Source organism: Brachybacterium sp. AOP29-B2-41, from assembly GCF_052378395.1.
Taxonomy (GTDB): domain Bacteria; phylum Actinomycetota; class Actinomycetes; order Actinomycetales; family Dermabacteraceae; genus Brachybacterium.
Window position 1 is genome coordinate 188,619 of record NZ_JBQSXR010000005.1, and the last position, 25,085, is coordinate 213,703.

Sequence of the window (25,085 nt, forward strand, 5' to 3'; positions counted from 1 at the left end):
GCTGCGGTGGCGTCAGCAGACACAGCTTGCACCGTGGCGACCTTCACCGAGAGCCTCAGCCGGGGAGCCCTCAGCTGGGCTCCGTTGGCGGAGGTGACGGGTCGAGATCGAGCCCGCCAGACAAGACCCACGGATCCTCCCCAGTGCGACTTATCCACAATTCCTCCGGCATTCTTGACTGAAACGAATTGTCTGATTCTGCGTAGGCCCTTCCGGAATTAGGCGACCGCAGGGCCCTCGGGGATTTCCCATGACGTGCCTCCCGCACTCGCAACGCCTGGCCTTGCCGTAAGAACAGCCTTGGACGGGGCTGCGCCAGGTCACGGCGCGGGGAGACCAGACGTGACACCCGTACGATCACCCGCGGGGCCCAGCGGCGAACAGGACCCACATGGACACGCGACCCTTCCTCCACCGAGCCCACATATCCACATTGTTATGCACATTTCTTTCCCCTCGACAGCGTTGTCCACATATTCCAGCTGGGGGTGGTCGACGCATTCGAACCTCCGTACGATCAAGGCATGGATGCAACGACGCAGCACGGCAACGGGGAGGACCCCGGTGAGGATGAGTCTCGCCGGGCTGACGCCACGTCGTCGACGGATGCCCTGTCCGCTGTGGCCGCACATCTCACCCGGATCGAGGCGAGCAGCGAGGCCCGCGCCGTGCTTGCGCAGATCCTCACTGCGACGTTCGTAGCGTTCTCCCGCACCAGTTCGGTTCGCGACGCTCTTCCTGACACGGCACCGGACTCCCCTGGCGAGGCTCTCGCCGTCCTTGCCGGAATCGATCATCTGCGCGCCTCGCTGGCTGCGATGGACGCCGCCTGGCAGGTTGCAGCCGAGCAGAGGATCCGGCGCAGCGATGCGGAGCGCGGGGTGGCAACCGCCTCGCAGGGCAAGGGCGCCAGCCACGAGATCGCCCTGGCCCGTCGGGTCACCCCGGCCGCGTCCTCCTTCTCCCTCGCCTCCGCACGGCGGCTGATCCAGCACATGCCGCGCACGATCAACGGCCTCTGGGAAGGGTCCGTCACGGCGCAGCAGGCCTCCACGGTGGCGGGCGCGCTCTCCACCGCTTCGCCGGCCACCTGTGCACGTCTCGACGAGATCCTTGCCGAGGCCCCTCAGGTCCTGTCCGGAAAGGGCCACAAGAGGCTGCGCGAGGACATCGACGAGATGATCCAGAAGCTCGAGCCGGAGACCTCGCGTCAACGGGCCGAGCGCGCTGCGCGAGAGCGGCACGTGACGATGACTCCGCTGGTCGACGGGATGGCGCGCGTTTCCGCCGTGCTGCGCGCGATTGACGCCGTCGGGATGATGCAGGCCCTGAGCACGCAGGCCGAGTCACTGCGCGCTGCCGGGGAGAAGGCTTCAGTGCCCGCGCTCGAAGCCGATCTGCTGGTCGACGCCGTGCTGCATCCGCATCCTGCGGAGCAAGCATCGGATGGAATGGAAGCGAGCTCCGCGCCGCGCCGTCCTCGTCCCACTCCCCACATCGAAGTAGGCATCGTCGTCTCCGATACGGCTCTGCTGGGCCGCGATGACGATGCCGAGAGCGCACGGCTTGAGGGATATGGAGTCATCCCCGCCCACATCGTCTCCGACACCTTGCAGGGCAGGCCACCGGGTCACCTGCGCCATACCGAGCCGGAGCATCCTGATGAAGAGGTCAGCGCGTTCTATCGACGCCTCTACACCAGCCCCCGCACCGGCGAGCTGATCGCGATGGAATCTCGATCGCGGGCGTTCCCCGCCGGCCTGGCGCGGATGATTCGATGGCGGGACACCACCTGCCGCACGCCCTGGTGCAATGCGAAGATCCGCCAGAGCGACCACGTCATCCCCCATCACCGCGGCGGTCCCACCAGCTACGCGAACGGGCAGGGGCTGTGCGTGCGCTGCAACCTGCTCAAGGAGCATGGACTGTGGGTGATCGTCCGGTGGAATGCGACGGGTGCGATCCCGACTGAACCGGTCTCGCAGACGGAGACGTCACAATATGAGACGTCACCGACTGAAGCCTCACAGCCTGAGCCTTCACAGCCGGAGACCTCGCAGGCGGACAGGCCACCGATCGCCTGGTTCTGGTCGAGTCCGCATGGAGCCCAGGGCATTTCGTATACGCCCGCGATGCTCACCCCGCGGGCTCTCCCAGAGGAACGCCCGGATCTTCCCGGAGCAGACGGACCGGACGCTCCGGATGAACCCGATGCACCAGATGCACCTGATGCACCTGATGCACCTGATGCACCACCGGATCAGCATCTTCCATCGGCCGAGCCACCACCGGATGAACTACCACCGGCGGATCCCGCCCCCGCCTAGAGCTGCCAGCTCTCTACGATGGGGCTGGATGTCACCTGCCCTCCCTCGACTCCGGAGTCGTTTCCATGCCGCCAGTGCTCACGGTCCGCATCCTCGGTGCGGGAGTCTCCGGGCTGGCCTCCGCGATCCGGCTCGCTGCAGACGGTCACCGCGTAGAGCTGGTCGACGAGAGCTTCACGATCCCCGCTGTCGGCACAGCGCTGGTCCTGTTCAGCGCGGCGCGACGGGCGCTTGAACGTCTCGGGGTGTGGGAGGAGGTGTCAGCCGTGGCCGCAGCCCCCGAATCCGGCACGCTGCGAGCGGCCGACGGGCGCATCCTGCTGACGATGCCCGCTGGTGACGCCGTGCTCATCTCGCGCTCCGATCTGGTGCGGATCCTGTTCGAGGCGCTCCCACCCACCGTGCACCTCGTACGTCGGCGTATCGAGGACGTCCGTCCGTTGCGCGCGGGAGCGGACCTCCTGGTCGGCGCAGATGGCGTCCATTCCCTGGTACGCCGCTCTGGATGGCCCTGCACCCCGGAGGCTCGATCGCACGGAATGACCGTCCTGCGCGGCATCACAGAGCTCTCCCCGCCGGAGATCTCCGAGACCTGGGGTCGCGGATGGCTGTTCGGCATCACCCCGCTGCCCGGCAATCGCACCAACTGGTTCGCCTGCGTGCCGGAGCATCGCACTGACTCGCGTGCCGAGGACCTCGCGCACCTGCACGACGTGGTGGGCGGTCATCGCGAGGAGATCGATGCGGTTCTCAGAGCCGCCACTGCGCACTGCACACTCGTCCACGGGATCCACACCGCACCGGCGCTCAGTCCGGTGCGGGAGAACGTCGTGCTGCTGGGCGATGCCGCGCATGCCATGGCGCCGAACCTCGGGCACGGGGCGAATACAGCGCTCCATGATGCTGACGCCTTGGGAACGTCATTGCGCCAGGCGCTGCATGGTCGCACCGCAGCTCGTGCGACGTCGCCGGTGCTGGTACGGCGCGCACTGCATCTCTACAAGCTGCGCCGGGCCCTCCCTGGGCAAGGGTGGCGCGTGGCGTCGGAGCTGATGATGGATCTCGCGATGACGAACGAGCACGCGGATCTGCGTGACCGGGTGCTCGATGGGGTCGGGATGCTCAGCGCGAGATCCTCTCCCGCGCGGTGACCCTCGGCTGGCCCGGTGCAACCGGCCCAGAAAAGCTACCCCAGAAGAACTGGCTCAGTGCAGCTTGCGAGCGAGGGTCGTGATGACGTGCCAGTGCTTCTTGTCGGCCAGGAATCGTCCGTCCTCGTCGCGGATCGAACGGTCCATGACCTGGAAGCCGCGGAACATCGCGTCGATCTGCTCGAGCGGCAGGGTCGCCACGTCCGGGCGCTCCGCCCACGAATCGTTGGTGCCGAAGAAGTCGACCGCCATCACGCCTCCGCGAGGCAGCGCATCGACCAGCTTCCGCCAGACTCCCGGCAGCGCGGCCGGACCCAGCAGGCCGAGCGTGTACGTCGAGTAGACGATCTGAGCAGAAGGGAAGGCAGGGACGGTCGCGATATCGCTGTGGTGGAACTGCACCGAGCCGGTCATCCGCTCGTTCTCCACGAGCCGGGCGGCGAGAGTGTCGTCGCTGTCGTAGGCGTGCACGGTCCAGCCCTGGCGTGCGAATTGAAGAGAATCCGCTCCCGCGCCGGCACCGAGGTCGAGCACGGTCCCCGGCCTCCGGGAACCCCCCGCTGCAGCGATCGCCTTCGACACCAATCGGCGGGCAGGACGGCCCGCCGCGTGGGCGTTCAACGCAGCCCAGTCAACCTTCTCCGCCGTCTCCATGCGTTTCAGACTCCCACCTTGTTGTTGCCCGTTTCAACTTCCCGTGACGCAAGCCGCCCCAAGTTTCGTCTAGGGCGAACACAAGGCCCTCGTGTCCACTGCTCCCCCGCCCCGCCGCTGTGCACTAGAACAAGCTCGAACAAGAAAGCACCGTCCGGCGCGCCTAGGATGGCGGGCATGTCGGCCACCTCTTTGCGCATCGCTGCGGTCTCCCTCCACACCTCGCCGCTCGAGGCTCCCGGAGGAGCGGACGCCGGCGGCATGAACGTTGTGGTGCTCGAGCAGTCACTGGCACTCGCCCGTCTGGGCCATCACGTCGATCTGTTCACGCGCCGCACCGACCCCGCCGCCCCAGCCGTGGTGGAGATCGCCGACGGGGTTCGTCTGTTCCACCTCGACGCGGGCCCTGCCTCCCCTCTCGCCAAGAGCGAGATGGAGCAGACGATCACCCCCTTCCGTGCGGCCCTGCGCGAAGCCCTCACCGACTGTGCACCTGGCCAGGAAAGGGACGGGAGCGGTAGCGGGAACCCGGACGAGAACGGGAACAGGAACGGAAACGGGAACGGGAGCAGCGACGCGAGTGAGGGACCACGCGCAGTGGACTGGGACCTCATCCATTCCCACCACTGGTTCAGCGGGGTCGCCGCGCTGCCCCTTACTCGTGAGCTGGGCATCCCCCACCTGCAGTCCTTCCACTCCGTGGCCGCTCCCGAGGGATCCAGCACGCTGGAGGCCGGTGAGCCTGCTGAGTCCTCCGGGAGGATCCCGGGAGAGCAGTTCGTCGCCACCGGCTCTGATCTGGTGGTCGCCGTCTCGGAGGCCGAGGCGCGCACGATCGGCGAGCGCTACGGCGTGCCGGGATCGAGGCTGACCGTCGTGCGCCCCGGGGTGGATATCGATCGGTTCCGTCCCTGCTCGGATCTCACCGAGCGGCGGGAGCGCCCCACGCTGCTGTTCACCGCACGTCTGCAGCCGCTCAAGGGTCCGGATCTCGCCCTCGAGATCCTCGCGCATCTGCCTCGTGAGCTCGGAGCCCGCCTGGTGCTCGCGGGGGGCGTCTCGCAGGACTTCGCGGGCTATGCCGAGCAGCTGCGAGCTCAGGCTCGGGACCTCGGCATCGAGGACCAGATCGACTTCGTGGGATCGCTGGATCGTGACCAGCTCGCCGAGACGATGCGCTGCGCGGGAGCTCTGCTGCTGACCAGCTGGTCGGAGACCTTCGGACTCGTCGCCCTCGAAGCGCAGGCCAGCGGTACCCCGGTGCTCGCCTGGCGCTTCGCCGGCGGAGTGCAGGAGGCCGTCGACCCCGCAGGGCTGGTGCTGGACAGCCGTGACCCCGATGTCTGGGCTGAGACGCTGCAGTCCCTGCTGCGGGACGCCGACGGCTACCGCGATGCCGTCAGCTCCGCCCGCGAGTTCGCCGCCACCCGCACCTGGGAGGCCACAGCCCGGATCCTCGAGTCGCAGTACTCCCGGCTGCTCGAAGATCGTGCCGCCGAGGAGACGTCATGAATGCTCCCGCTGCCTTCCCCGCCGCTGCCCTCGCCGTCGACCCCTGGGAGCTGCTGGACTCGGCTCGGCTGGTCCTCGCGGTCCACGCCCATCCCGATGACGAGTCCCTCTCCACTGGCGCGCTGCTCGCTTCCCTGGTCGCCGCCGGCACTCAGGTGGTGCTGGTGACGGCCACACGCGGGGAGGAGGGCGAGATCGTCACGGGATCAGTGGCCGCCGACGACCCCCGCCCGATCGAGGAGATCCGAGAGCACGAGATCGAGGCGGCGACCCGCGCGTTGGGGATCCTCGAGCGGCATTGGCTCGGCACCGCCCCCGCTCTCGCCTCAGGGGCGAAGCCGCGGCGTTACCGCGACTCAGGCATGCAGTGGGTGCGCGAGGGCCTGGCCGGCCCCTCCGAGACCGCAGGTGCCGACAGCTTCTCCCATCGCCCCCTCGAACACGCCGTCGAGGACCTCGCGGCACTCATCACCCAGCTGCAGCCCGATGCGGTCATCGGCTATGACGACGCCGGCACCTACGGGCACCCGGACCACGTGCGCGCCCACCACGTCACCGCTGGCGCCTGCGCCCGCACCGGCACGCCCATGGTGGAGGTCGCCAGCGGGGCCCCGGCGGAACCGAGCGACCGACAGGCAGCGTCTGTGTCTGCCGGGTCCGGAGGCGGGGACGGGGCCAGGACCGGGGCCGACGGTTTCTTCTGGCGCGAGCATCCGGCATCCGCTGAGTCTGTGCGCCGTGCGGTTGATGCCTACCGGACCCAGCTCACCGTCGTGGGTGAGGTCCCCGGGGGCATCGCCATCCGCCACGTGGGGGGCCAGGAGGATGTCGTCGAGCTGCGGACGGGGCTACGGCTGGGCCGCTGACGGGGCTGCGCTGGGCCGCGGGAGGGGCTGCGGTGGGTCGCTGACGCTCAGCGTCAGCCTCCCGGCGTCAGAGCGAGATGCTCAGCAGCGTCGGCAGGTGATCGGAGGCTCCCGACAGCCGCTCTTCGCTCACCCGCTCGGTGGCTCGCACTGCACGCGCTTCCTGCACGGTCACCCCAGCGGTGGTCAGGATCGCGTCGATCCGCCTCGCCGGGGAGGCTGCAGGGAAAGTGTGCTCGGCCTGGTCAGCCGGATCAGTCAGCAGCGGCGCGAGGAAGCGCCGTGCACTGCCGCTGGCCGTCTCGTTGAGATCCCCTCCCACGATGACGGGGGCTCCCGCTCCCCGCACCAGTGCCGCGAGATGCTCGGCATGTCGCATCCGGTTGTCCTCCTGGAGCGCGAGGTGCGTCGAGGAGAGCACCACCGCTCCTCCGCCCGGCACGGAGAGCCGCACCGCAGCGACCCCGCGCGGGTAGGTGGAGTTCAGGTCCGACACCGTCTGCGCGACCGGGTGCGCACCGCGCCGGATCACCTGCGCCGCCACCTCGTCGGTCGCGAGGATCGCCAGCCCGCGGCCGCCTGCGCCGCCGACCAGGATCCGGCGATCGATCTGCCGTGCGAACCAGCGCAGTCGCGCCGTCGGCAGCACGAAGCGCGGAGCCTCCTGGATCAGCAGCACGTCGGGCTGCAGATCCTGGACGGCTTCGATCAGAGCGGACAGGTCCCCTCGCAGCTCCCACAGGTTCCAGGTGAGGATCCGCAGAGCCCAGGGGGCCTGTTGAGAAGCCGCCGGTCGTGAAGTCGCGGACACCGGCCTCACACGTCCTCCGCGTGGTCGGGGACCATCGGGGCGATCACCCGTTCGACCAGGCCCTTGAGCTCATCCATCTCGTACCCGGGCCAGCCGAACAGCGTGCGTCGCCACTCCGGCGGCACCGCCTTGTAGCCGAGCGCGCCGCCGATCAGAGAGCCGGTGATGCAGGCGACCGTATCGGTGTCATAACCGGAGCGTGCGGCCGCTTCGAGGGCTGCGACCAGGGCATCGCGCTGATCGAACTTCCCTTCAGGAATCGGCGAGACTCCCGAGATCGCCGCCCAGGCGGCCTGGAAGGCACCGACCACCCATCCGTTGCGGCGGAACATCGCGGGCGTCGACTCCTCGGCCTCTTCGATCCGCTCGACCCACTGCTGGCGGCTCTCCTCAGGCAGCTCGGACAGGCCCACGCGCACATCGACCTCGCCGGTGAGGACCGCGTGCCGTACGGCCAGCCCCCACAGGACGCAGGCCTCGATCGTGTCCTGATGCACGTGTGTCAAGCAGCACACTGCTTCGATGGCCTCGACCGCATCCTCGACAGGCGAGAGCAGATAGGGGAGCACCGAGGCGTGCGCACGCATCAGCGAGCCGTTCCCGGCGGAGGCCGGCAGCTCCTCGAACGTCGAGGCAGCGGCCGCGCGGAAATCCTTGGCCCGCGGGGCGTAGTGGCCGTCCACCCGGGCAAGATCAGCAGCGGCGCGCACGACCTGGGAAGTGAGGGTGCCGATGTCGGGGGTGCCGAGCGACCACGAGTACCACTCGCGCGCGATGTGGTCCTGCGCCGTGTCGATACGCAGGTCATGTCGGTCCGACGCCGCCACGGACGCCTCGAGCACCACGATCGCCATCGCGGTGTCGTCGGTCCACTCCCCCGGCTGCCAGCCCAGCACGCCGCCGCCGATCATGCCGATCTCCTCGGAGTCGAGCACGGGCGGCTGGAACTCGTACGGGGCGCCCAGCGCATCGCCCGTCGCGGCCGCCACGACAGCGCCGATCGCACGCTGCCGCTGAGCGGCGGACAGGCCCGCCTCGCTGGTGTTCATCGCATCCGTCGCCACGCCCCCATGGTTCCACACCCCCGCTGGACGACCTCACCTGCGTCCATCCCGCTACCCTGGTGGGGACCCAGAAGGAGCTTCATGACCGACTCGCCCGCAGCGCCCGCACCGCACTGTGACGACCCCCACGACCACACCGGCCACGACCACCCGCCCACGGGTGCAGATCTGGTCCGGGATCTCGTCAAGGGTCTGTCGATCCAGGCGCTGCTGATCCCTGCACTCGGCATCCTGCTGCTCGTCGCGATCCAGCCGTTCGCGCCCGTGAGCCCCGCTCCGCTCCTGCTCGGATTCGCCCTCGGCGCTCTCCAGCTGATCTCGCTGGTCGCCACCAGCCTGTTCGTGGCGCGCACCCGCAAGCAGCTGGCGATCAACCCCGGCCTGCTCGCCGTGCGCAGCGTCGTCGACGAGCTGCTGCGCGTCGCCACGGTGCTGCTGGCCATACTGCTGTGGCCGGGGGACATCCGGACTGAGCTGGGCATCTGGATCGGTGCCGGCTGCGCGCTGGTCTGGCTGGTCCTCGCCACCGCGCAGACCATCACCACCCGGCAGCGGATCGCCCGCCCCGGTGACTGGTCGAAGGCTGCGATCTCCACCCTGCTGGCGCAGCGGGTCGGAGCCCGCTCCACGGTGGTCATGCGGCTGCTGGACGTGCTCGGCACCGTGCTCTTCCAGGTCGGCGCGACCGTGCTGGTGATCCTCTCACCGGTGCTGGTGATCGGCACTGCGGTGCTCTCGATCGGCACCGGGCTGTCCACCCTGGTGCTCCAGCGCCGTGCCCCCGCTGAACGCTCTCGCACCCCCTGGGCCTATGCTCCGCTCGCCCTCGGAGTCCTGACCGTGGCCCTCGCCGCGCTCGGGATGGGTGCTTTCTGAGCTCCTGCTCCCTGAGCATCTTTCCCCGCACTTCGCATTTCACTCGTACCCCTCACCCCTCGCAGGAGCCGATGATGACCACTGCCCCCACCTCCACGACCCGCCTCTCGGGCCTCTCCCTGGACCAGGTCGACGAGTCCGTCCGCATCCAGGACGACCTGTTCGGTCACGTGAACGGGCGGTGGCTGCGCGAGCACGAGATGCCGGTGGACCGCTCGAGCGACGGCGCCTTCCATGCCCTCCGGGATCTTTCCGAGGAGCGGGTGCGGGAGATCATCGAGGAGGCGGCGACGGATGCGACCGACGCGCCGAGCGGCGAGGTCCCGACCACCGACCATGGCCGTGTGGGCGCCCTGTACCGGATGTTCATGGACACCGACGCGATCGAGAAGGCCGGCTTCGGGGTGCTCGACGAGCTGCTCGACACGATCACCTCCACCACCGACCTCGAGGCCGTCACCCGCACCATGGCCGCGCCCGACTCAGGGGCCTCGGCGCTGCTGTCCTACGTCTGGACCGACGACCGGGACTCCACGAACTACCAGGTCAAGATCCATCAGGGCGGGCTGGGCCTGCCTGATGAGTCCTACTACCGCGAGGACAGCTACGCCGAGATCCGCGAGGCGTACGAGGGCCACCTCGCCCGCCTCTGCGATCTCGCCGGACTGCCCGGCAGGGATGGGCTGGTCGCCGGCGGCGCCGAGGACCTCGCCCGCGCCGTGATGGATTTCGAGACTCGCCTGGCCGGCTGCCACGTGGACGTGGTCCGTCTGCGCGATCGGGAGAAGTCCTACAACCCGATGGATTCCGCCGCGCGCCGCGAGCTCGCCCCCGCCTTCCCCTGGGAGGCCTACATCGAGGGCACCGGCGCTCCGGCGCGGGCGTTCGAGGTGGTCTCCGTGAGCCAGCCCGAGTACGTCTCCGCCGCGGCGGAGCTGCTGGCGGGAGAGGACCTCGCGGTGCTGCGCACCTGGCTCGCCCTCCACGCCGTCTCCTCCTACGCGCCCTACGGGCCGGCCGCGCTCGTCGAGGAGAACTTCGCCTTCTCCGGCCGCGTGCTCTCCGGTGCTGAGGAGCTGCGGGAGCGCTGGAAGCGCGGCGTCGCCTTCGTCGAAGGTGCCGCCGGTTTCGCCGTCGGCCGCGAGTACGTCGCCCGCCACTTCCCCACCTCCCACAAGGAGCGGATGACCGAGCTGGTCGAGGCGCTGATGGACGCCTACCGCGACTCCATCGAGCAGCTGCCGTGGATGACTCCGGCGACCCGCGAGAAGGCGCTCGCCAAGCTCGAGAAGTTCACGCCGAAGATCGGCTATCCCGAGGTGTGGCGCGACTACGACGGTTTCGAGATCGTCCCCGGCGACCTGGTGGCCACCGCCCGCGCCTCCCGCCGCTTCGAGGCGGCCATCGAGTACGCGAAGGTGGGCGGCCCGATCGACGAGACCGAATGGCACATGACTCCGCAGACGGTCAACGCCTACTACAACCCCGGCCGGAACGAGATCGTCTTCCCTGCCGCGATCCTGCAGCCGCCGTTCTTCGATGCGGAGGCGGACGACGCGGTGAACTTCGGCGGGATCGGCGCGGTGATCGGGCATGAGGTGGGCCACGGCTTCGATGACCAGGGCTCCAAGTACGACGGCGACGGCAACCTGATCTCCTGGTGGACTCCCGAGGACCGCGAGGCCTTCGACACCCGTGCCGCACAGCTCATCGCCCAGTACTCCGAGCTCTCCCCCCGTGATCTCGACGAGTCCCATCGCGTCAACGGCGCGCTGACGATAGGCGAGAACATCGGCGACCTGGGCGGTCTCTCGATCGCTGTGAAGGCCTACCTGGCAAGTCACGACGCCGCTGACATCGACGTCGAGCTCGACGGATTCACCGGGCTGCAGCGCGTGTTCTGGTCCTGGGCCACCGTGTGGCGCGGGAAGAACCGTGACCAGGAGGCGATCCGTCGGCTGGCTGTGGACCCCCATGCGCCGATGGAGTTCCGCTGCAACACGGTGGTGGGCCATCTCGAGGAGTTCCACGCCGCCTTCGCGGTGACTGAGGGTGACGCCATGTACCGCGCGCCGGAGGAGCGGGTGACGATCTGGTGAGGCCCGAACCTCCGTTCTATGTGGGGCGCACCCGGCCCTCCTGGATCGGCTGGACCAGGATCGGGATCACCCTGCTGTTCGGCGTGATCCTTGTGCTGCTGATGTCCCAGCGCTCCAGCCTGCCGGGAGTTCTCCTGGTGGCGGCGCTGTTCCTCGCCCTGGCGGTGTGGACCTGGATGGGGCAGTGGACGCGCTTCATCGTGGATGAGCACGGCCTCACCGTGAGCCTGGGCGGCTTCCTGCCGCGCAGGCCGTGGCCGCTGTCGGAGTTCCGCACCGTGCAGCTGCGAGAGCTGCCCTCGTCACGCGCCGGGGTGACCCTCGGCGGTTACGGGTGGCGGCGCGGCACCGTGCTCACACCCCACGCCCAGGAGCTCACCCCTGTCGGGAAGCGGAAGGTCTTCACCGTGGACGAGCCGCGCGCCGCCTACCGGGTGATGGCCACCCGGCCCGGCCTGATGGTCGAGATCATCGGCCGCGGCTCCACCCACTTCATCATCTCGCCGGTCGATCCTCAGGCGACGGCCGAGGCCGTCGACCAGGCGATCCGCGCCCGCCTCTGAGCGGGTGCCGCCACGGCGCCGGGGCTGCTGCTCGGTGATGCCCCCGCGGCCCCGGTCAGGGCGCCCGTTGGGGTAGAGTGGCTCCTTGTCATCCACTGACAGGGGAGCACCGAGCGGTGCTGAGAGTGCGCACCAGGCGCAGACCCTCGAACCTGATCCGGCTCACACCGGCGTAGGGAGTCGGGATATCCGTGCGGCACCTTCGGTGCTGGACGCCCCTTCCGTTGAGGAAGGAGAAGTGATGATTCGTTTCCGCACCGTAGATCTGCTGGTCACGGTTCTGATCGGCGCCGCCTTCGGTGTCGCATTCCTGGGGTACGGCCAGCTGTACACCCTGATCGGGCCGCTCACCGCAGCCTTCAAACCCGCCGAGGGACTCCTGGCCGGGATCTGGTTCCTGCCTGCCGTCCTGGCCGCCCTGATCGTGCGCAAGCCCGGCGCTGCGCTGCTGGCCGAGATGATCGCCGCCGTGCTGTCAATGCTGCTGGGCAGCCAGTGGGGCTGGGGCACGGCGATCTCCGGCCTGATGCAGGGCGGCGGGGTGGAGCTCGCGTTCCTCGCCTTCCGCTACCAGCGCTTCACGCTGCCGGTCGCGATGCTGGGCGGGATGCTCTCGGCCCTGCTGGAGTGGGGCTGGGAGAAGTTCGCCTACTACCAGGAGATGAGCTGGACCTACTCCCTCGTGATGCTCGGCTTCTTCCTGCTCTCCGGGGCGCTGCTGTGCGGCGTGCTGGGATGGGCCGCCAGCCGTGCCCTGGCCGCCACCGGGGCTCTGGACTCGATGCCGGCGGGCAGGGAGCGCGCCCAGCGGGTACGAGCCGCATCGCCCTCCGGAGGATCTGCTGGATCACAGGCTGAGCGCATGGCACCGGACGACGCCCGGGCGTGACGGACCTGTCCCTGCGAGGGCTCACCTGGCAGCCGTACACGCGGGCCGAGCCCACCGTCCTCGACCTCGACCTGGAGATCCCCGCCGGGCAGCGCGTGCTGCTGGCCGGGGCCAGCGGCAGCGGGAAATCCACCGTGCTGCGGGCCCTGGCCGGTCTCCTGGACGAGGAGACCGGAGAGCTGACCGGCAGCGCGCCCGGCCCCGCCCGCCCCGGCGAGCGGGGCCTGCTGCTGCAGAACCCTCTGGACGCCCTGGTCGCGGCGACCGTCGGCCGGGAGGCGGCCTTCGGCCCGGAGAATGCCGCCCTGCCACGTGCGGAGATCCAGGCCCGCACCACCGCGGCGCTCGATGCGGCGCTGGTGGATCTCCCCTCCGACCGTGCGCCGCTGGATGCCTCCGGCGGGCAGCAGCAGCGCCTGGCCCTGGCGGGATCGCTCGCGTTGGATCCCTCGGCGCTGCTGCTGGATGAGCCGACGTCGATGCTCGATGAAGCCACCGCCGCTGCGGTGCGCGAGTCGATCCTGGCCACCGCGGCGGGCCGCACCCTGGTGGTCGCCGAGCACCGGCTCGCACCGTGGCTGGACCACGTGGAGCGCCTGATCGTGCTCGGTGAGCAGGCACAGATCGTGGCCGACGGCCCGCCCCACGAGATCGCAGCCGGCATGACCGCCTCCCCCGCCGCACCCACCCGCTCGGCTCCCCGCGCGCAGCACGAGGGCGCCGTGATCGCGGCCCTGCGGGGCATCGATGCCCAGCGGGGCGGCCTGGCCGTGCTCGACGATCTGACCCTCGAGCTGCGCAGCGGAGAGCTGTGCGTGATCACCGGCCCCAGCGGCAGCGGCAAGACCACGCTGCTGCGCACGCTGCTCGGTCTGACCGCCCCGTCCGCTGGGAGCGTGGAGCGGCCCGCGCCCGAGCACGTCGCCTTCGTGCCCCAGAACCCCGAGCACTCCTTCGTCGCCGGCAGCGTGCGCGAGGAGGTGCTCGCCTCCCCCTGGGCACGCGACGAGCAGCTCGCCGATCAGCTCCTGGAGCGAGCGGGCCTGAGCGACCTCGCCCAGGCCAACCCCCACACCCTCTCCGGCGGGGAGCAGAGACGCCTCGCGATCATCGCCGCCCTCGCCCAGAAGCCTCGCCTGCTGGTGCTGGACGAACCCACCGTGGGACTGGACGCGGCGCGCCATGCGGCGGTGCTCGAGCTGCTGGCCGCCGCGCGAGCCGAGGGCTGCGCTGTGGTGGCGGCCACCCACGACCTAGAGCTGATCGCGCAGGGAGACGTCGAGCACCGCCTGAGCGGGCCGGATGCTGAGGACGGCGGATCTGGCAGCAAGAGCCCCGATCGCACCATCGGCCCGGTCCCCCGCGCTCGCACGATTCCCGCCGACGCACTGAATCCGCTGGTGCTGAGCCTCATCGGGATCCTCGCCGCGATCGGCTCCTTCGCGGTGCAGTCCTGGCAGGGCGGGCTCCTGGCCCTGCTCCCGATCGTGCTGCTGGCGCCACTTGCGGTGCGGTCCGTGCGCGGGGGTCTGCTGCGGCTGACTCCGATCCTGCTCTCGGCCGCAGGCCTGGCCTGGACCTCCGCTCTGCTGGGCGACGCCCCCTCCCTCTCCGCCGAGGCCTGGCTGCTCGGCGCCAAGGAGGCCGCACGCATCACCGTGTTCGTCGCGCCCGGGGTGCTGGCGCTCGGGAGCGTGGACCCCACGGCGCTGGGCGACGCCCTCGGAGGCAGGCTGCGGATGCCCGCCCGCATGATCGCCGCTTCGGTCGCAGGGCTCGTCCGCGCCGGCCATCTGGGCCGGCAGTGGGAGATCATCACCCATGCCCGGGTGCTGCGCGGGATCGGCACCCGCACCTCCCCGAGAATGCTGGCCGGAGCCACCCTGGCCCTGCTGGTCGATGCCCTGCGCGGCGCCCAGCAGCAGGCCCTCGCCATGGACTCACGAGGCTTCGCGACCGCGACCACCCGCACCTGGGCGCTGCCGAGCCCGCTGCGGCGCGCGGACCTGCTGGGCGTCACGATCGCGCTCGGGCTCGCCGTATGGCCGCTGCTCGCGGAGATGCTGGTGGGGTGAGCGCTGCGCGAGCCTGTGCCTCTGAGCTGCCGAGAAGACCGACGGACGACCAGGACACATCCGGCCCGTGACACATCGACCTGCAGGCCTGAGCTATCGAATACGCCTCGTGCGAGCGAACCACAGATACGTCACCACGGGCGTCACGATCCAAGGGATCACGCCGCCGAAAGCGAACAGGATGTAGATGACAGCAAAGGGGATCCATTGCGGGTCGGCGAAGAATTCGGGCAGGTGGCGTCCCAGCGGAAGCAGCAGTGCCACCAGCATCGCGAGCAGAGCTCCGAGGACGAACACCAGCGGCCGTCGTGCGCGCCGATCCGCCCAGGCCAGCAGCAGCGCCCAGGAGAGCGCGGCCAGCACGCCGGCTGCTCCTGCCTCGCCGACTATGGCGACCCCGGCAGCAAGCACCGCCGCCACCCCGATCAGCCACGTACTGACTCGCCTCCGGGGTCTCACCCCGTAGCGCTCCGCCAGAGCCGGCGTGAGGGGTCGCAGCGCCCCTGTCCCCGCCGCACGCTCACTCGATTCTGCCTCCATGAGCGGATGGTAGCCCGCGGCGTCCTCTGGCGGCCCGCAGTACTCTCGTGCAATGACGGATAACGACTCTGCCACCGATGACGCCGTGATCGAGCTGGCCCACTCCCTGCTCGATGCTGCCCGCAACGGCGACTCCGTGACCCTGCTCTCGCTCATCGACCAGGGCGCCCCGGTGGATCTCCGCGATGGCGCCGGAAACTCTCCGCTGATGCTCGCTGCCTATCACGGCCATGCCGAGCTGGTGCGTGAGCTGGCCGTCCGCGGGGCGGACGTGGACCTGAGCAATGATCGCGGTCAGTCACCGCTTGCGGGCGTCGCCTTCAAGGGCTTCACCGCGGTCGCGGAGGTCCTGCTCGGCGCTGGCGCCGATCCGGGGCTGGGCACCCCGAGCGCCCTGGAGACCGCGAGATATTTCGAGCGCGAGGAGATCGTGGCGCTGATCGAGTCACGGGGGGAAGGCCGAGCCGCGGGAGAAGACTGAGTCGCGGGAGAAGATTGAGTCGCGCGGGAAGTAGGCAGGGACGGGACGCTTGCCCGAACGCCGCGCCCGACGCCTCAGCCGCGATCCGGCCGCAGCACCATCGCCACATGCTCGATCCCAGCCTCCATGAACAGCCCGCCGAGGGACTCGAAGCCCATCGCGGCGTACCACTGCTCGAGGTAGGCCTGGGCGTCGATGTGCACCTCGGCCCTCGGCGCGACCTCCCGAGCATGCGCGAGCGCCCCGGCCATCAGCTGACGGCCGTAACCACCGCGTCGGTAATCGGCGCGCACTGCCACCCGGCCGATCCGCACCGTGCCGCCGGGCTCCCTGAGCACCCGCAGGTGCGCCACCGGTTCACCCGGAGCTCCCAACACCTCTGCGGCAACCTCTGCGGCCGGGGCACGCGGGATCGCACGCTCGAGCCACATGAGCGTCGTGGTGGGGTCGAGCTCCCGACCATCCAGATCAGCATCCGTCGCGTGCTGCTCGAGGGTGAAGACGTCCTGGCGGAGCTTGACGAGCAGATACAGCGTGCAGGGGTCGATATCGGCGAGCGCGGCGTGGCGCAGCACGGCACCTGAGGGGTCGGGAACTGGCATGGCAGAAAGGTTACTGCGGCGGCACCTGCTGTGCGTCGACCATCCGGGTGACGGCGGTGCGCCAGTGCTCCACCATCAGCGGTCCGCCGTGGCCCTCGTCCTCGACGATGATCAATTCGCTGCCGGGCCAGGCGCGGTGGAGCTCCCAAGCGGTCAGGGCAGGGCCGGACACATCGCGGCGCCCGTGGATCAGCACCCCGGGAATGCCCGCCAGCCGAGCCATCCCGCCGAGGAGGCCGCTGCCGGGCTCGCCGCCCCATGGCACGGCCCAGTCGGCGACGAACCCGTCGTGCGCCCAGTAGTGAGCGACCAGACGGGCGAAGCCGCGCTCGTACTCGGTCATCGGCTCGTGACCGGCCCCGGCATGCGCGGTGGAGGGTCCTCCCCCGCCGATCCCGATGTGCGCGTCCTCCCAGGTCATCCAGGCGCGGGCGGCGTCGTCGACCAGGTTCTGATCCGCTCCGGTGAGCATCTGCCGATACGCCTCGATGAGTCGGAGCCGCTGCGAGCCGTGGTCGCGACGGTCGAAGCCGGTGTGGTGCTCGGCGAGGGCGGCGACCGTGTCCCAGGCCTCGGGGTAGAGGGCGCCGACTCCCTCGGTGATCCACTCGATCTCGCGCCGGGAGGTGGAGGTGACGGCGAACAGTACCACGCCGAGCACCCGTTCGGGATGAGCTTGGGCGTAGGCGAGGGCGAGGGTGCTGCCCCAGGAGACGCCCTGCACGATCCAGGCGTCGATCCCGAGGTGCTCACGCAGCGCCTCGAGGTCGGCCACCAGGTGGGCGGTGGTGTGGCCCGTGAGATCGACCGGGCCGGGACCCCCGGGCGACGGGGTCGAGCGGCCGGCTCCTCGCTGGCACAGGCCGATGATCCTGACCCGGTCCGCGGGAGAGTTCCGTCGGTAGCCGGGGGTGAGCCGGCCTCCCGGACCGCCGTGCAGGTAGAGGGTGGGCACGCCCTCGGCGCTGCCGGACTCCTCCCAGAAGATCTCGTGGCCGTCGCCGACGGGGAGGTGCCCCTCGGCGGTCGCGGCGGGTGGCGGGGGCATCGCGGTGCTCATGCAGCTTCCTCGGTTGCGTTCCCGGGGGTGAGCGCCCAGGGCGCCGCCGGGTGCTCTCGGCTCCAGCTCGCGCGGCGGCTGCGGACGCTCTGACAGCGCGGGCACCAGAACACGGTCCGGGCGGCGAGATCCGTCGAGCGCACCGTGGTGCCGCACAGCCGGCAGGGCAGAGTCTGGCGGTGGTAGACGTAGAAGGACCGCTCGCGGGAGATCACGTCCGGGTCCTCGTCCCCGTTCTGGCGGGTGCCACGGGAGCGCTCGACGATGCGGGCCTCGAGGTCGCGGTGCTCGGGCTGGGTGGTGACGATCCTGCCGGTGCGGGCGCCGTAGGTCATCAGCGCGACCAGGTCTTCCCACATCTCCTCGAGCATCCCGGTGCTCAGATCCTTCCCGGGCACGAAGGGGTCCAGGCGAGCCCGGAACAGCAGCTCGGCACGGTAGATGTTCCCGATCCCGGCCACGATCTTCTGGTTCATCAGCAGCGCGCCGATGGTGGTGCGGGAGCGGCGCACGGCGCCGATGAAGCGCGCCGGGTCCGCGTCGGCCCTCAAGGGGTCCGGGCCCAGCCGGTCCAGGACCGTCTGCCGCTCCTGCGCGTCCATGATCTCGCAGGCCGTGGGCCCGGTGAGGTCCGCGAGGCCCTGCGGCCCGGCGATCCGCAGCCGGACCGTCGGCCGCGGCACCAGGCGGCGCCAGTCGGCGGTGCCCCCGCGGCCCGTTTCCTCTCCGTCCAGTTGCTCTTCCTGTTCACCGATCCGCAGTCGCGGCGCGCCGATCGCGTGAGCGTCGGTGAAGCCCGGCTCACCGGCGAAGGTCCAGGAGCCGTACAGCCCCAGATGAATATGGACGTGCCGAACCGCCGGGGAGTCGCGGTCGACGTCCTCCGTCGGTGCAAAGGGCAGGAAGAGGTGCTTGCCGACCGCCTCAGCGCCCAGCAGCACCATCCCGTCCAGCTGCGAGGCGTCGGAGAATCGTCCCTGCGGGCTCGAGGTGCGCACGCGCTGTCCGCCGAAGGCCTGGTCGAAGGCGGCGGCCAGTCGGTGGACGGTGTGACCCTCGGGCATCAGTCGGCAGCAGGAGCAGCGGACTTCTCGTACCCGCCGGTGCGCTCGTAGAGGCCCACCAGGTCGATCCGGCGCTGGTGGCGCTCCTCGCCGGGGAAGGGCTCGGCGAGGAAGATGTCGATCAGCGACTCCAGCTCCTCCTCGGTGTGCTGGCGGGCCCCGACGGAGATGACGTTCGCGTCGTTGTGCTGGCGGGCCAGGCGGGCGGTGTCCTCGTTCCACACCAGCGCCGCCCGCACGCCCTGCACCTTGTTCGCGGCGATCTGCTCACCGTTGCCGGAGCCGCCGATCACGATGCCCAGGGACTGCGGGTCTGCGACCACCGCGAGGCCGACGTCGGTGCAGAACGGGGGGTAGTCGTCGAGGGCGTCGTACTCGTGGGCACCGTGATCGGTGACCTCGTGGCCCTTGTTCTGGAGCACCGCGACCAGGCGGTTCTTCAGGTCGAATCCGGCGTGGTCGGTGCCGATGTGCACGCGCATGGAGGGTCTCGCTTTCGGGGTTTCTGCAGGGGCTGGCGGCGCCGGCCGAGGTGACCGGTGGGAGGGTGGGAAGGCGCGGAGGACGGGGTGGGTCAGCTGAAGTCGATGCCGCCGGTGCGGGTGCGCTTGAGCTCGTAGAAGCCGTCGATGGTGGAGAGGGCCTCCATCGCGTCGAACAGCTTCCCGGCATCCTCACCCCGGGGCGCGGGCGAGATGACCGGCCCGAAGTAGGCGGTGCCCTCCCCGAAGGAGATCACCGGGGTGCCGACATCGTCCCCGACCAGAGAGATGGCGCGCTCGTGCGAGGCGCGCAGGGCCTTGTCGATGGCGTCACCGGGCACGTTGTCATAGGCCTCGATCAGAGTGGCGGGCAGTCCGGCATCGGCCAGTGCCTGCTCCGCGACGCGGCGGCGATCGTCTTGGTCCCCGCCCACGTGGTAGCGCTCGCCCCAGGCGGTGTACCAGCGGGCGAACGCGGCATTCCCCTCGGCCTCGTCGATCGCGATCGACAGTCGTGCGGCGCCCCAGGACTGATCGGTGCTGCGCCGGTAGTCCGCATCGAGGTCGCGGCCCTCGTTGAGCACTGCCAGCGACATCACGGAATAGCGCGGGGTGATGTCACGGACCTCGGCGGCGTGGCCGAGCCAGCGGCTCGTCATCCACGCGAAGGGGCAGGCGGGGTCGACGAACAGCTCGACGGTGCGCTCACTCATACGGTCTCCTTGACTCGGGGGCGATGTCACCATTCTGTCATTCGCGGTCGACCTGTGCGGAAACGTCATAGAGGTGACCGGGGCGACACCTCCTGCATGCCAAAAAACATTGCACTGCGCTGGGAGGACGGGTTTGATCAATGCGTGCTCGATTCCCGTCCCGCCTCCGTCGCGGCCCCCGCTCTGCCCCGCGCTTCGGCGCCCGGGGTGATGCGCTCGATCGTCCGCAACCATCGCCGGATGCTGGCGGTGGTGCTGCCGCTGGCGACGCTCTCCGAGGGCATCGAGCTGCTGATGCCGATCGTGCTGGGCCTGGTGATCGACCACGGCGTCCTGGCCGGGGATCTGCGGCTGACGGTGCTCGGTGCAGTAGGCCTGATCGCGATGCGGATCCTCGGCGTGCTGCTGTGGACCTGGACGTTCCTGCAGTCGCAGAAGGCGTGCATGTTCGAGCGTCATCGCCTGCGCGTAGGCCTGACCGGGGCGGTGCTCGACCCTCGATCGCGTGCGGTGCAGCGCCCCGCCGGCGAGGTGCTCTCGATCGCCACGTCGGATGCGGACAAGGCCTCCGATCTGCTGGACATGCTCCCCTGGGTGGTCCCCTCCGCCATCGCGGTGCTCGCGGCCTCCGTGTACCTGGCAGTGTCGGATTTCTGGCTGGGGCTGGCCATGCTGTGCGGCATCGTGGTGATGGTGGTGGTGATCCGGGTGATCACCCCGACCCTGTCCGCCCGCTACGACGATCAGCAGTCCCAGGCCGCGGAGGCCGCCGCCACCGCCACCGACCTGGTCCACGGGCTGCGGGTGCTGCAGGGGCTGGGCGTGCAGAGCCGCGCCCGGGCCACCTACCGTCGGCGCTCCCAGATCGCGCTGCAGGCGGCACTGGTCAATGCCCGCTACTCAGGGATCTCCTCCGGCCTGACCACCCTGGTCACCGGCACCATGCTCGCCGCCGTGGTGGTGCTCGCCGCGCTCCGCGCCCTCGACGGTGCCCTCGCCCTCGGAGTGCTGATCGCGGTCGTGGGGGTCGCCCGCTACGTGATGGGCATGCTCCAGGGGCTGTCCGGCGCGCCGGTGTGGTGGGCGAGCATGTCCACCTCGGCGCGACGGGTGCGGGATCTGTACACGGACCTGGGGCGCACGGTCGACGATCCGGAGCTGGGCCTGGATGTGCTCACCGTCCAGCGCGATGATCGCGGCGATGTCGCCAGCACTGCCGCCGGTACTGCCGGGACCGACGTCGGCCGTCGGGGCGCCGCGGGTGGCCTGCAGCTACCGCAGCTTTCCGTCGCCGACGGCGAGGTCGTCGCGCTGGCCTGTGCGGATGCCCGTGATGCGGAGGCCGCGATCGATGCGGTCAGCGGCCGGGTCGATGCCGGGGCGCGCGTGGGAACCACGCCGATCACGCCTGCCGACCGGCTGACGCTGCGCTCCGAGCTGCTGGTCGAGCCGCACGTGGTCGACCTCTTCGACGGCACCCTGCGCGAACAGCTGGCCACCCGCGCGCCCGCAGGCACCACGGACGGCGCCGACGGCACCTGGGCTGACCACGCCCTGCATGCCGCCGGCGCGCAGGATCTGCTGCGGATCCTGCCCGACGGCTATGACACCCGCATCCTGGACCGCGGCTCGAACCTCTCCGGAGGGCAGCGCCAGCGCATCGCCCTGGCCCGGGCGGTGGCGGCAGATGCACCCGTCCTGGTGCTGCACGACCCCACCACCGCAGTCGACGCCGTCACCGAGCAGAACATCGCCGAGGCGCTGATCGCCGCGCGCCGTCGCACCGACCGGGCCACCCTGCTGGTGACCCGCGCACCGGCGCTGCTGCGCGAGGCGGACAGGGTCGTGTTCATGCAGAACGGAGCGGTCGCCGCTGAGGGCGCGCACACCGACCTGATGGGGATCGAGGCCTATGCGGAGGTGGTGCGACGATGAGCGACATCGACTGGAAGCGCCCGCTGGACGAGGTGCTGGGGGACGACGCCACTGCACGCCGGCAGCTCGCCGAGCATGCGCAGCTGCTGCCGATCGCCGACGCGCGCACCTCCCTGCGGTTCATCACGGCCCGGCTGCGGGAGCACTGGGTCTCGGCACTGGCCACCCTTCTGATCACGATCGGCGGTGCGGTCGCCGCGGCATTCCTGCCGCGGCTGATCGGCGCGGCCGTGGATGTGGTCGTCGACGGCGAGTCGAAGGACCAGGTGTGGATGCTGGGCGGCCAGATCCTGGGCGTCGGCATCCTCCAGGCCGTGCTCATGGCGCTCGGCTGGGCGATGATCTCGGCGCTGGGCCAGCGGATCCTGGCCGGGATGCGCGAGGACGTCATCGATCGGGCGCTGGACCTGCCCGCGCAGACGATGGAGCGCACCGGCATCGGGGACGCCCTCTCGCGGGTTGCCGATGACGTCGACGTCGCCGCGCGCGCGGTCAACAACCTGGTGCCGAACCTGATCCAGCTCGGCTTCCTGGTCGTGATCACGCTGGTGGGGATGGCGACCCTGTCGCCCTGGCTGCTGCTGATGGTGGTCATCATCGTGCCGATGTACGTGCTCGCCGCGACCTGGTACCTGCGTCGCACCGCCCCGATCTATCGGCGGGAGCGGATCGCGATGGGCGCCCGCGCGCAGGGCCTACTCTCGGCGATCCATGGGATCCCCACCGTCCATGCCTACGGCATCGAACGGCGCGAGACCCGCCATGTGGCGGTGCTCTCGGAGACCGCCTCGGTGCTGAACATGCGCGTGATGTATCTCGTGAGCCGCCTGGTGATGGGCCTGAACGTGCCGGAGAACCTGGCGCTGGCAATGGTGCTCCTGCTGGGCTTCGTGATGGTGCAGGTCGGTGGGGCGCCGATCGGTCTGGTCACCGCCGCTGCGATCTACCTGGTCACCCTGTTCTGGCCGATGATGTCGGTGATCTTCAATCTCGATGAGGTGCAGTCGGCGCTCGCGAGCCTGGCCCGGATGGTCGGGGTGATCACCTCGATCGACCCGGCCGCCTCCCCCGGCACCGAACGCCCCGGCGACGCATCGATCCGGCTCGAGCAGGTCTCCCATGCGTACACCTCCGACGAGGAGGGCGTCGAACGGATCATCCTGCAGCCGCTGGACCTGGACATCGCCTCCGGGGAGACGATCTCGCTGGTGGGTGCCTCCGGTGCCGGCAAGTCCACGCTCGCCGCGATCCTCGCCGGCACCCTCGAGCCGCGCCACGGCCGGGTTCTCCACGGCGGTGCGGACCTCGTGCGCGCCGACCTCGAGGCGATGAGGTCCCACGCCTCGATCGTGAGCCAGGACGTCCACGTGTTCCGCGGGACGCTGCGGGAGGACCTGAAGCTCGCGGACGCGGAGGCGAGTGATCAGGAGCTGCGCGAGGCGCTGGGCAGGGTCGATGCGCTCACCTGGGTGGACCGGCTTCCCCAGGGCCTGGACACCCAGGTGGGTGAGAAGGGTGCCCGGCTCACCGCCGAGCAGTCCCAGCAGCTCGCCCTGGCCCGGATCGCCCTGCGCGATCCCGCGGTGCTGATCCTCGACGAGGCCACGGCCGACGAGGGCTCCTCCGGGGCCCGGGTGCTCGAGCGGGCTGCGCTCGAGGTGGCTCAGGGCCGGACCACGATCATCGTGGCGCACCGGCTCTCCCAGGCACGGATCGCCGATCGCATCCTGGTGATGGCCGATGGCGCGGTCGTCGAACAGGGCACCCATGATGAGCTGGTCGCCCAGGGCGGGGACTATGCGCGCCTCTGGGAGGCGTGGAGCAGCTAGGCCATAGGAGGCGAAGCTGCTGGCGCCTGGATGCTCAGACCCTCTGACGCCGGCACCTCTAGCGCCGGCGCAGCCTCAGCACCAGCACGCCCGCGATGCCTGCCAGCAGTCCCAGCACCGTCAGCATCCCGGCACCGCCGAACTTGACCAGCTGGCCCCACGAGGCGTCGATGCCGAGGACCGCGAGGGGACCGTGCTCGAGGGTGGTCTGCCCGAGCTCGAGCACCGATCCCTCGGGCGCGTCCTCGGCCGGGTCGCCCTCCACCTCGAGCGTGAGCACGACGGTGACCGGTTCGTCGCCGGCCGGCTCCGCATCGGCAGGGCGCTGCAGTCTCTGCAGGCTGACCGTGTGCATGCCCGGCAGCCACGCCGAGGCGACGGAGGACAGCTCGGAGCTGCGGTTCCCACGATCCACCGGGGTGGTCATGCCCCCTCCCGCCACTCGGTCAGCAGGGTTCATCCGCCAGCTGCCACCGCCCACGGTCACCTGCCCACGGACGGCGTTGGTGACCCGCAGAGCGAGCTCGCCGGCGGCCTCGGGCTGCGACGTCTCCTCGACGCGCCAGCGCAGGCGTTGCCCCTCCTGGACAGGGATCCTCACCAGGCCCACCTCCCCCGGATCCAGTTCCATGACGTAGGAACCAGGGTCGACCTCGGGCGCCGTCGCGAAGGAGCGACCGGCCTCGAAAGGCTCGTCCTGGGCTGGCGGCACGGGAGCGGCGCCAGCATCCTCGATCTCCTCGGTGACCGCCGGAGCGCCGCCGCCCACCCCGGCGGGTTCGATGGCGATCTGGATCTCGACCGGCAGCGGGCTGTCGTTCGCTCGTGGTCCCCTGCGGGTGATCTGCAGGAACAGCTCATCACCCGCGCAGCCATCGAAGCTCATCACGCCGGAGATGGCGGTCGAGGTGATCGGACCGTCGCCCGTCCGCCCCTGACCGACGTCATCGATCCCGCTGTCCTCGCAAGCATCCCCGCCCGCGGTGAGGAAGGTGACGCCCAGACCCAACTCGCCTCCGCTCCCCGGTACCCCGTCGGCATAGGGCGCGGCGGCGATCGTCGCCGCGGCGTGCACTCGCTGCCCGTTCCCCACCGCGATGCGGTAGTACTTCGAAGTGCCGGCATCGTCCTCGTCGCGCTGGGCTCCGAGAGCGAAGGTGTCCAGGTGGACCCCGGGCAGCAGCAACGGCGCCTGGGCCTGGGAGCCCGCGCCGGCGACCGCCGGTCCGACGGCCTGATAGGCAAAATCCGGCACCGCGGCCGGCTCGTCCGTCGGCTCGGCCCACGCCGCGGGCAGCCCTCCCCACATCAGGAGAGCCGCCACCAGCATCAGCACGGCGATCCCGGGGGCAGGGACGAGGACACCTCGGGCACCGGCTCCCCCGGCACGTGAACCCCAGGCACCGGCGCCCCGTGCACCGCGGTCGCGCGCTGTGCGGCTCATGCGTTCTCCTGAGGTCGGTGGGCGGAGTGGGCCAGCTCGGCGAGGTGG

22 protein-coding genes and 1 riboswitch are annotated in these 25,085 nt (G+C 70.3%); of the genes, 12 read left to right on the forward strand and 10 right to left on the reverse strand.

From position 1 onward, the window contains the following. The first annotated feature begins 524 nt into the window (after positions 1–524). Together ACT3T9_RS07140 and ACT3T9_RS07145 are read left to right on the forward strand one after the other, a co-directional pair. Entirely contained in the window at positions 525–2,327 is a 1,803-nt protein-coding gene (locus ACT3T9_RS07140) for a DUF222 domain-containing protein (RefSeq protein ID WP_444606207.1), read from the forward strand. A 65-nt stretch (positions 2,328–2,392) separates the two neighbouring features. Further along, positions 2,393–3,478 (forward strand): FAD-dependent monooxygenase, encoded by a 1,086-nt coding sequence (locus ACT3T9_RS07145; RefSeq protein WP_441444119.1) that lies wholly within the window; start codon positions 2,393–2,395, stop codon positions 3,476–3,478. A 54-nt stretch (positions 3,479–3,532) separates the two neighbouring features. Here ACT3T9_RS07145 and ACT3T9_RS07150 read toward each other — a convergent pair whose 3' ends face one another. Beyond that, positions 3,533–4,132, reverse strand: a complete 600-nt coding sequence (locus ACT3T9_RS07150) for a class I SAM-dependent methyltransferase (protein WP_441444120.1) — start codon at positions 4,130–4,132, stop codon at positions 3,533–3,535. A gap of 177 nt (positions 4,133–4,309) precedes the next feature. Between ACT3T9_RS07150 and ACT3T9_RS07155 the strand changes: the two genes are divergently transcribed. Next, entirely contained in the window at positions 4,310–5,644 is a 1,335-nt protein-coding gene (locus ACT3T9_RS07155; protein ID WP_441444121.1) for a glycosyltransferase, read from the forward strand. Beyond that, the gene (locus ACT3T9_RS07160; protein ID WP_441444122.1) at positions 5,641–6,510 is read left to right on the forward strand and encodes a PIG-L family deacetylase; all 870 of its coding nucleotides are present in this window, start codon (positions 5,641–5,643) and stop codon (positions 6,508–6,510) included. The genes ACT3T9_RS07155 and ACT3T9_RS07160 overlap by 4 nt, the downstream gene beginning before the upstream one ends. 67 nt (positions 6,511–6,577) lie before the next feature. On the opposite strand, the gene ACT3T9_RS07165 is transcribed toward ACT3T9_RS07160, so the two are convergent. After that, positions 6,578–7,321, reverse strand: coding sequence for an endonuclease/exonuclease/phosphatase family protein (locus ACT3T9_RS07165; RefSeq protein WP_441444123.1), 744 nt, complete (start codon positions 7,319–7,321; stop codon positions 6,578–6,580). A gap of 5 nt (positions 7,322–7,326) precedes the next feature. Further along, entirely contained in the window at positions 7,327–8,370 is a 1,044-nt protein-coding gene (locus ACT3T9_RS07170) for an ADP-ribosylglycohydrolase family protein (protein ID WP_444606208.1), read from the reverse strand. A 96-nt stretch (positions 8,371–8,466) separates the two neighbouring features. On the opposite strand from ACT3T9_RS07170, the gene ACT3T9_RS07175 reads away from it, so the two are divergent. The 5 genes from ACT3T9_RS07175 (at position 8,467) to ACT3T9_RS07195 (ending at position 14,887) form a co-directional block, all read left to right on the forward strand. After that, complete coding sequence (locus tag ACT3T9_RS07175) at positions 8,467–9,261, forward strand: hypothetical protein (RefSeq protein ID WP_444606209.1); 795 nt, start codon at positions 8,467–8,469, stop codon at positions 9,259–9,261. Between the two features lie 74 nt (positions 9,262–9,335). Further along, positions 9,336–11,360 (forward strand): M13 family metallopeptidase, encoded by a 2,025-nt coding sequence (locus ACT3T9_RS07180; protein ID WP_444606224.1) that lies wholly within the window; start codon positions 9,336–9,338, stop codon positions 11,358–11,360. Next, entirely contained in the window at positions 11,357–11,923 is a 567-nt protein-coding gene (locus ACT3T9_RS07185; protein WP_441444126.1) for a hypothetical protein, read from the forward strand. The genes ACT3T9_RS07180 and ACT3T9_RS07185 overlap by 4 nt, the downstream gene beginning before the upstream one ends. A gap of 90 nt (positions 11,924–12,013) precedes the next feature. Continuing rightward, a riboswitch (TPP riboswitch) is annotated at positions 12,014–12,119 on the forward strand. 45 nt (positions 12,120–12,164) lie between these two features. Beyond that, on the forward strand, positions 12,165–12,812 hold the full coding sequence (locus ACT3T9_RS07190) for an ECF transporter S component (RefSeq protein WP_441444127.1): 648 nt from the start codon (positions 12,165–12,167) through the stop codon (positions 12,810–12,812). Further along, on the forward strand, positions 12,809–14,887 hold the full coding sequence (locus tag ACT3T9_RS07195; RefSeq protein ID WP_442331715.1) for an ATP-binding cassette domain-containing protein: 2,079 nt from the start codon (positions 12,809–12,811) through the stop codon (positions 14,885–14,887). Before ACT3T9_RS07190 ends, ACT3T9_RS07195 begins: the two co-directional genes overlap by 4 nt. A gap of 93 nt (positions 14,888–14,980) precedes the next feature. Here the strand turns inward: ACT3T9_RS07195 and ACT3T9_RS07200 are convergent, their stop codons facing one another. Further along, entirely contained in the window at positions 14,981–15,298 is a 318-nt protein-coding gene (locus ACT3T9_RS07200) for a hypothetical protein (RefSeq protein WP_444606210.1), read from the reverse strand. Between the two features lie 181 nt (positions 15,299–15,479). On the opposite strand from ACT3T9_RS07200, the gene ACT3T9_RS07205 reads away from it, so the two are divergent. Next, positions 15,480–15,908, forward strand: coding sequence for an ankyrin repeat domain-containing protein (locus tag ACT3T9_RS07205; RefSeq protein ID WP_345077886.1), 429 nt, complete (start codon positions 15,480–15,482; stop codon positions 15,906–15,908). Positions 15,909–15,982: 74 nt separating this feature from the next. Here ACT3T9_RS07205 and ACT3T9_RS07210 read toward each other — a convergent pair whose 3' ends face one another. The 5 genes from ACT3T9_RS07210 to ACT3T9_RS07230 all read right to left on the reverse strand — a co-directional run bounded on the left by ACT3T9_RS07210 (position 15,983) and on the right by ACT3T9_RS07230 (position 19,829). Continuing rightward, positions 15,983–16,510 carry a GNAT family N-acetyltransferase gene (locus ACT3T9_RS07210; RefSeq protein WP_345077883.1) on the reverse strand — a complete coding sequence of 176 codons (528 nt, stop codon included), beginning with the start codon at positions 16,508–16,510 and terminating at the stop codon, positions 15,983–15,985. Between the two features lie 10 nt (positions 16,511–16,520). Then, positions 16,521–17,570 (reverse strand): alpha/beta fold hydrolase, encoded by a 1,050-nt coding sequence (locus tag ACT3T9_RS07215; RefSeq protein WP_442331713.1) that lies wholly within the window; start codon positions 17,568–17,570, stop codon positions 16,521–16,523. After that, positions 17,567–18,634: an Fpg/Nei family DNA glycosylase gene (locus tag ACT3T9_RS07220; RefSeq protein ID WP_441444131.1), complete on the reverse strand. Its 1,068-nt coding sequence runs from the start codon at positions 18,632–18,634 to the stop codon at positions 17,567–17,569. Before ACT3T9_RS07220 ends, ACT3T9_RS07215 begins: the two co-directional genes overlap by 4 nt. After that, on the reverse strand, positions 18,634–19,116 hold the full coding sequence (locus ACT3T9_RS07225) for a ribose-5-phosphate isomerase (protein ID WP_444601159.1): 483 nt from the start codon (positions 19,114–19,116) through the stop codon (positions 18,634–18,636). The genes ACT3T9_RS07220 and ACT3T9_RS07225 overlap by 1 nt, the downstream gene beginning before the upstream one ends. A gap of 92 nt (positions 19,117–19,208) precedes the next feature. Next, positions 19,209–19,829: a mycothiol-dependent nitroreductase Rv2466c family protein gene (locus tag ACT3T9_RS07230; RefSeq protein WP_444601158.1), complete on the reverse strand. Its 621-nt coding sequence runs from the start codon at positions 19,827–19,829 to the stop codon at positions 19,209–19,211. 96 nt (positions 19,830–19,925) lie between these two features. Here ACT3T9_RS07230 and ACT3T9_RS07235 point away from each other — a divergent pair, with 96 nt between their 5' ends. Together ACT3T9_RS07235 and ACT3T9_RS07240 are read left to right on the forward strand one after the other, a co-directional pair. Then, positions 19,926–21,764: an ABC transporter transmembrane domain-containing protein gene (locus ACT3T9_RS07235; RefSeq protein ID WP_442331710.1), complete on the forward strand. Its 1,839-nt coding sequence runs from the start codon at positions 19,926–19,928 to the stop codon at positions 21,762–21,764. Further along, positions 21,761–23,593 carry an ABC transporter ATP-binding protein gene (locus tag ACT3T9_RS07240; protein WP_444601157.1) on the forward strand — a complete coding sequence of 611 codons (1,833 nt, stop codon included), beginning with the start codon at positions 21,761–21,763 and terminating at the stop codon, positions 23,591–23,593. The genes ACT3T9_RS07235 and ACT3T9_RS07240 overlap by 4 nt, the downstream gene beginning before the upstream one ends. A gap of 58 nt (positions 23,594–23,651) precedes the next feature. On the opposite strand, the gene ACT3T9_RS07245 is transcribed toward ACT3T9_RS07240, so the two are convergent. After that, on the reverse strand, positions 23,652–25,037 hold the full coding sequence (locus ACT3T9_RS07245; RefSeq protein ID WP_442331708.1) for a hypothetical protein: 1,386 nt from the start codon (positions 25,035–25,037) through the stop codon (positions 23,652–23,654). Positions 25,038–25,085 lie beyond the last annotated feature (48 nt).

What these genes read in the sequence shown, in the direction of transcription:
- ACT3T9_RS07180 (WP_444606224.1), top strand. Translation starts at nt 9,336, where the DNA reads ATGACCACTGCCCCCACCTCCACGACCCGCCTCTCGGGCCTCTCCCTG.
- ACT3T9_RS07190 (WP_441444127.1), top strand. Translation starts at nt 12,165, where the DNA reads ATGATTCGTTTCCGCACCGTAGATCTGCTGGTCACGGTTCTGATCGGC.
- ACT3T9_RS07205 (WP_345077886.1), top strand. Translation starts at nt 15,480, where the DNA reads ATGACGGATAACGACTCTGCCACCGATGACGCCGTGATCGAGCTGGCC.
- ACT3T9_RS07155 (WP_441444121.1), top strand. Translation starts at nt 4,310, where the DNA reads ATGTCGGCCACCTCTTTGCGCATCGCTGCGGTCTCCCTCCACACCTCG.
- ACT3T9_RS07235 (WP_442331710.1), top strand. Translation starts at nt 19,926, where the DNA reads ATGCCAAAAAACATTGCACTGCGCTGGGAGGACGGGTTTGATCAATGC.
- ACT3T9_RS07150 (WP_441444120.1), bottom strand. Translation starts at nt 4,132, where the DNA reads ATGGAGACGGCGGAGAAGGTTGACTGGGCTGCGTTGAACGCCCACGCG.
- ACT3T9_RS07145 (WP_441444119.1), top strand. Translation starts at nt 2,393, where the DNA reads ATGCCGCCAGTGCTCACGGTCCGCATCCTCGGTGCGGGAGTCTCCGGG.
- ACT3T9_RS07175 (WP_444606209.1), top strand. Translation starts at nt 8,467, where the DNA reads ATGACCGACTCGCCCGCAGCGCCCGCACCGCACTGTGACGACCCCCAC.
- ACT3T9_RS07170 (WP_444606208.1), bottom strand. Translation starts at nt 8,370, where the DNA reads ATGAACACCAGCGAGGCGGGCCTGTCCGCCGCTCAGCGGCAGCGTGCG.
- ACT3T9_RS07160 (WP_441444122.1), top strand. Translation starts at nt 5,641, where the DNA reads ATGAATGCTCCCGCTGCCTTCCCCGCCGCTGCCCTCGCCGTCGACCCC.
- ACT3T9_RS07220 (WP_441444131.1), bottom strand. Translation starts at nt 18,634, where the DNA reads ATGCCCGAGGGTCACACCGTCCACCGACTGGCCGCCGCCTTCGACCAG.
- ACT3T9_RS07225 (WP_444601159.1), bottom strand. Translation starts at nt 19,116, where the DNA reads ATGCGCGTGCACATCGGCACCGACCACGCCGGATTCGACCTGAAGAAC.
- ACT3T9_RS07140 (WP_444606207.1), top strand. Translation starts at nt 525, where the DNA reads ATGGATGCAACGACGCAGCACGGCAACGGGGAGGACCCCGGTGAGGAT.
- ACT3T9_RS07240 (WP_444601157.1), top strand. Translation starts at nt 21,761, where the DNA reads ATGAGCGACATCGACTGGAAGCGCCCGCTGGACGAGGTGCTGGGGGAC.
- ACT3T9_RS07245 (WP_442331708.1), bottom strand. Translation starts at nt 25,037, where the DNA reads ATGAGCCGCACAGCGCGCGACCGCGGTGCACGGGGCGCCGGTGCCTGG.
- ACT3T9_RS07215 (WP_442331713.1), bottom strand. Translation starts at nt 17,570, where the DNA reads ATGAGCACCGCGATGCCCCCGCCACCCGCCGCGACCGCCGAGGGGCAC.
- ACT3T9_RS07230 (WP_444601158.1), bottom strand. Translation starts at nt 19,829, where the DNA reads ATGAGTGAGCGCACCGTCGAGCTGTTCGTCGACCCCGCCTGCCCCTTC.
- ACT3T9_RS07210 (WP_345077883.1), bottom strand. Translation starts at nt 16,510, where the DNA reads ATGCCAGTTCCCGACCCCTCAGGTGCCGTGCTGCGCCACGCCGCGCTC.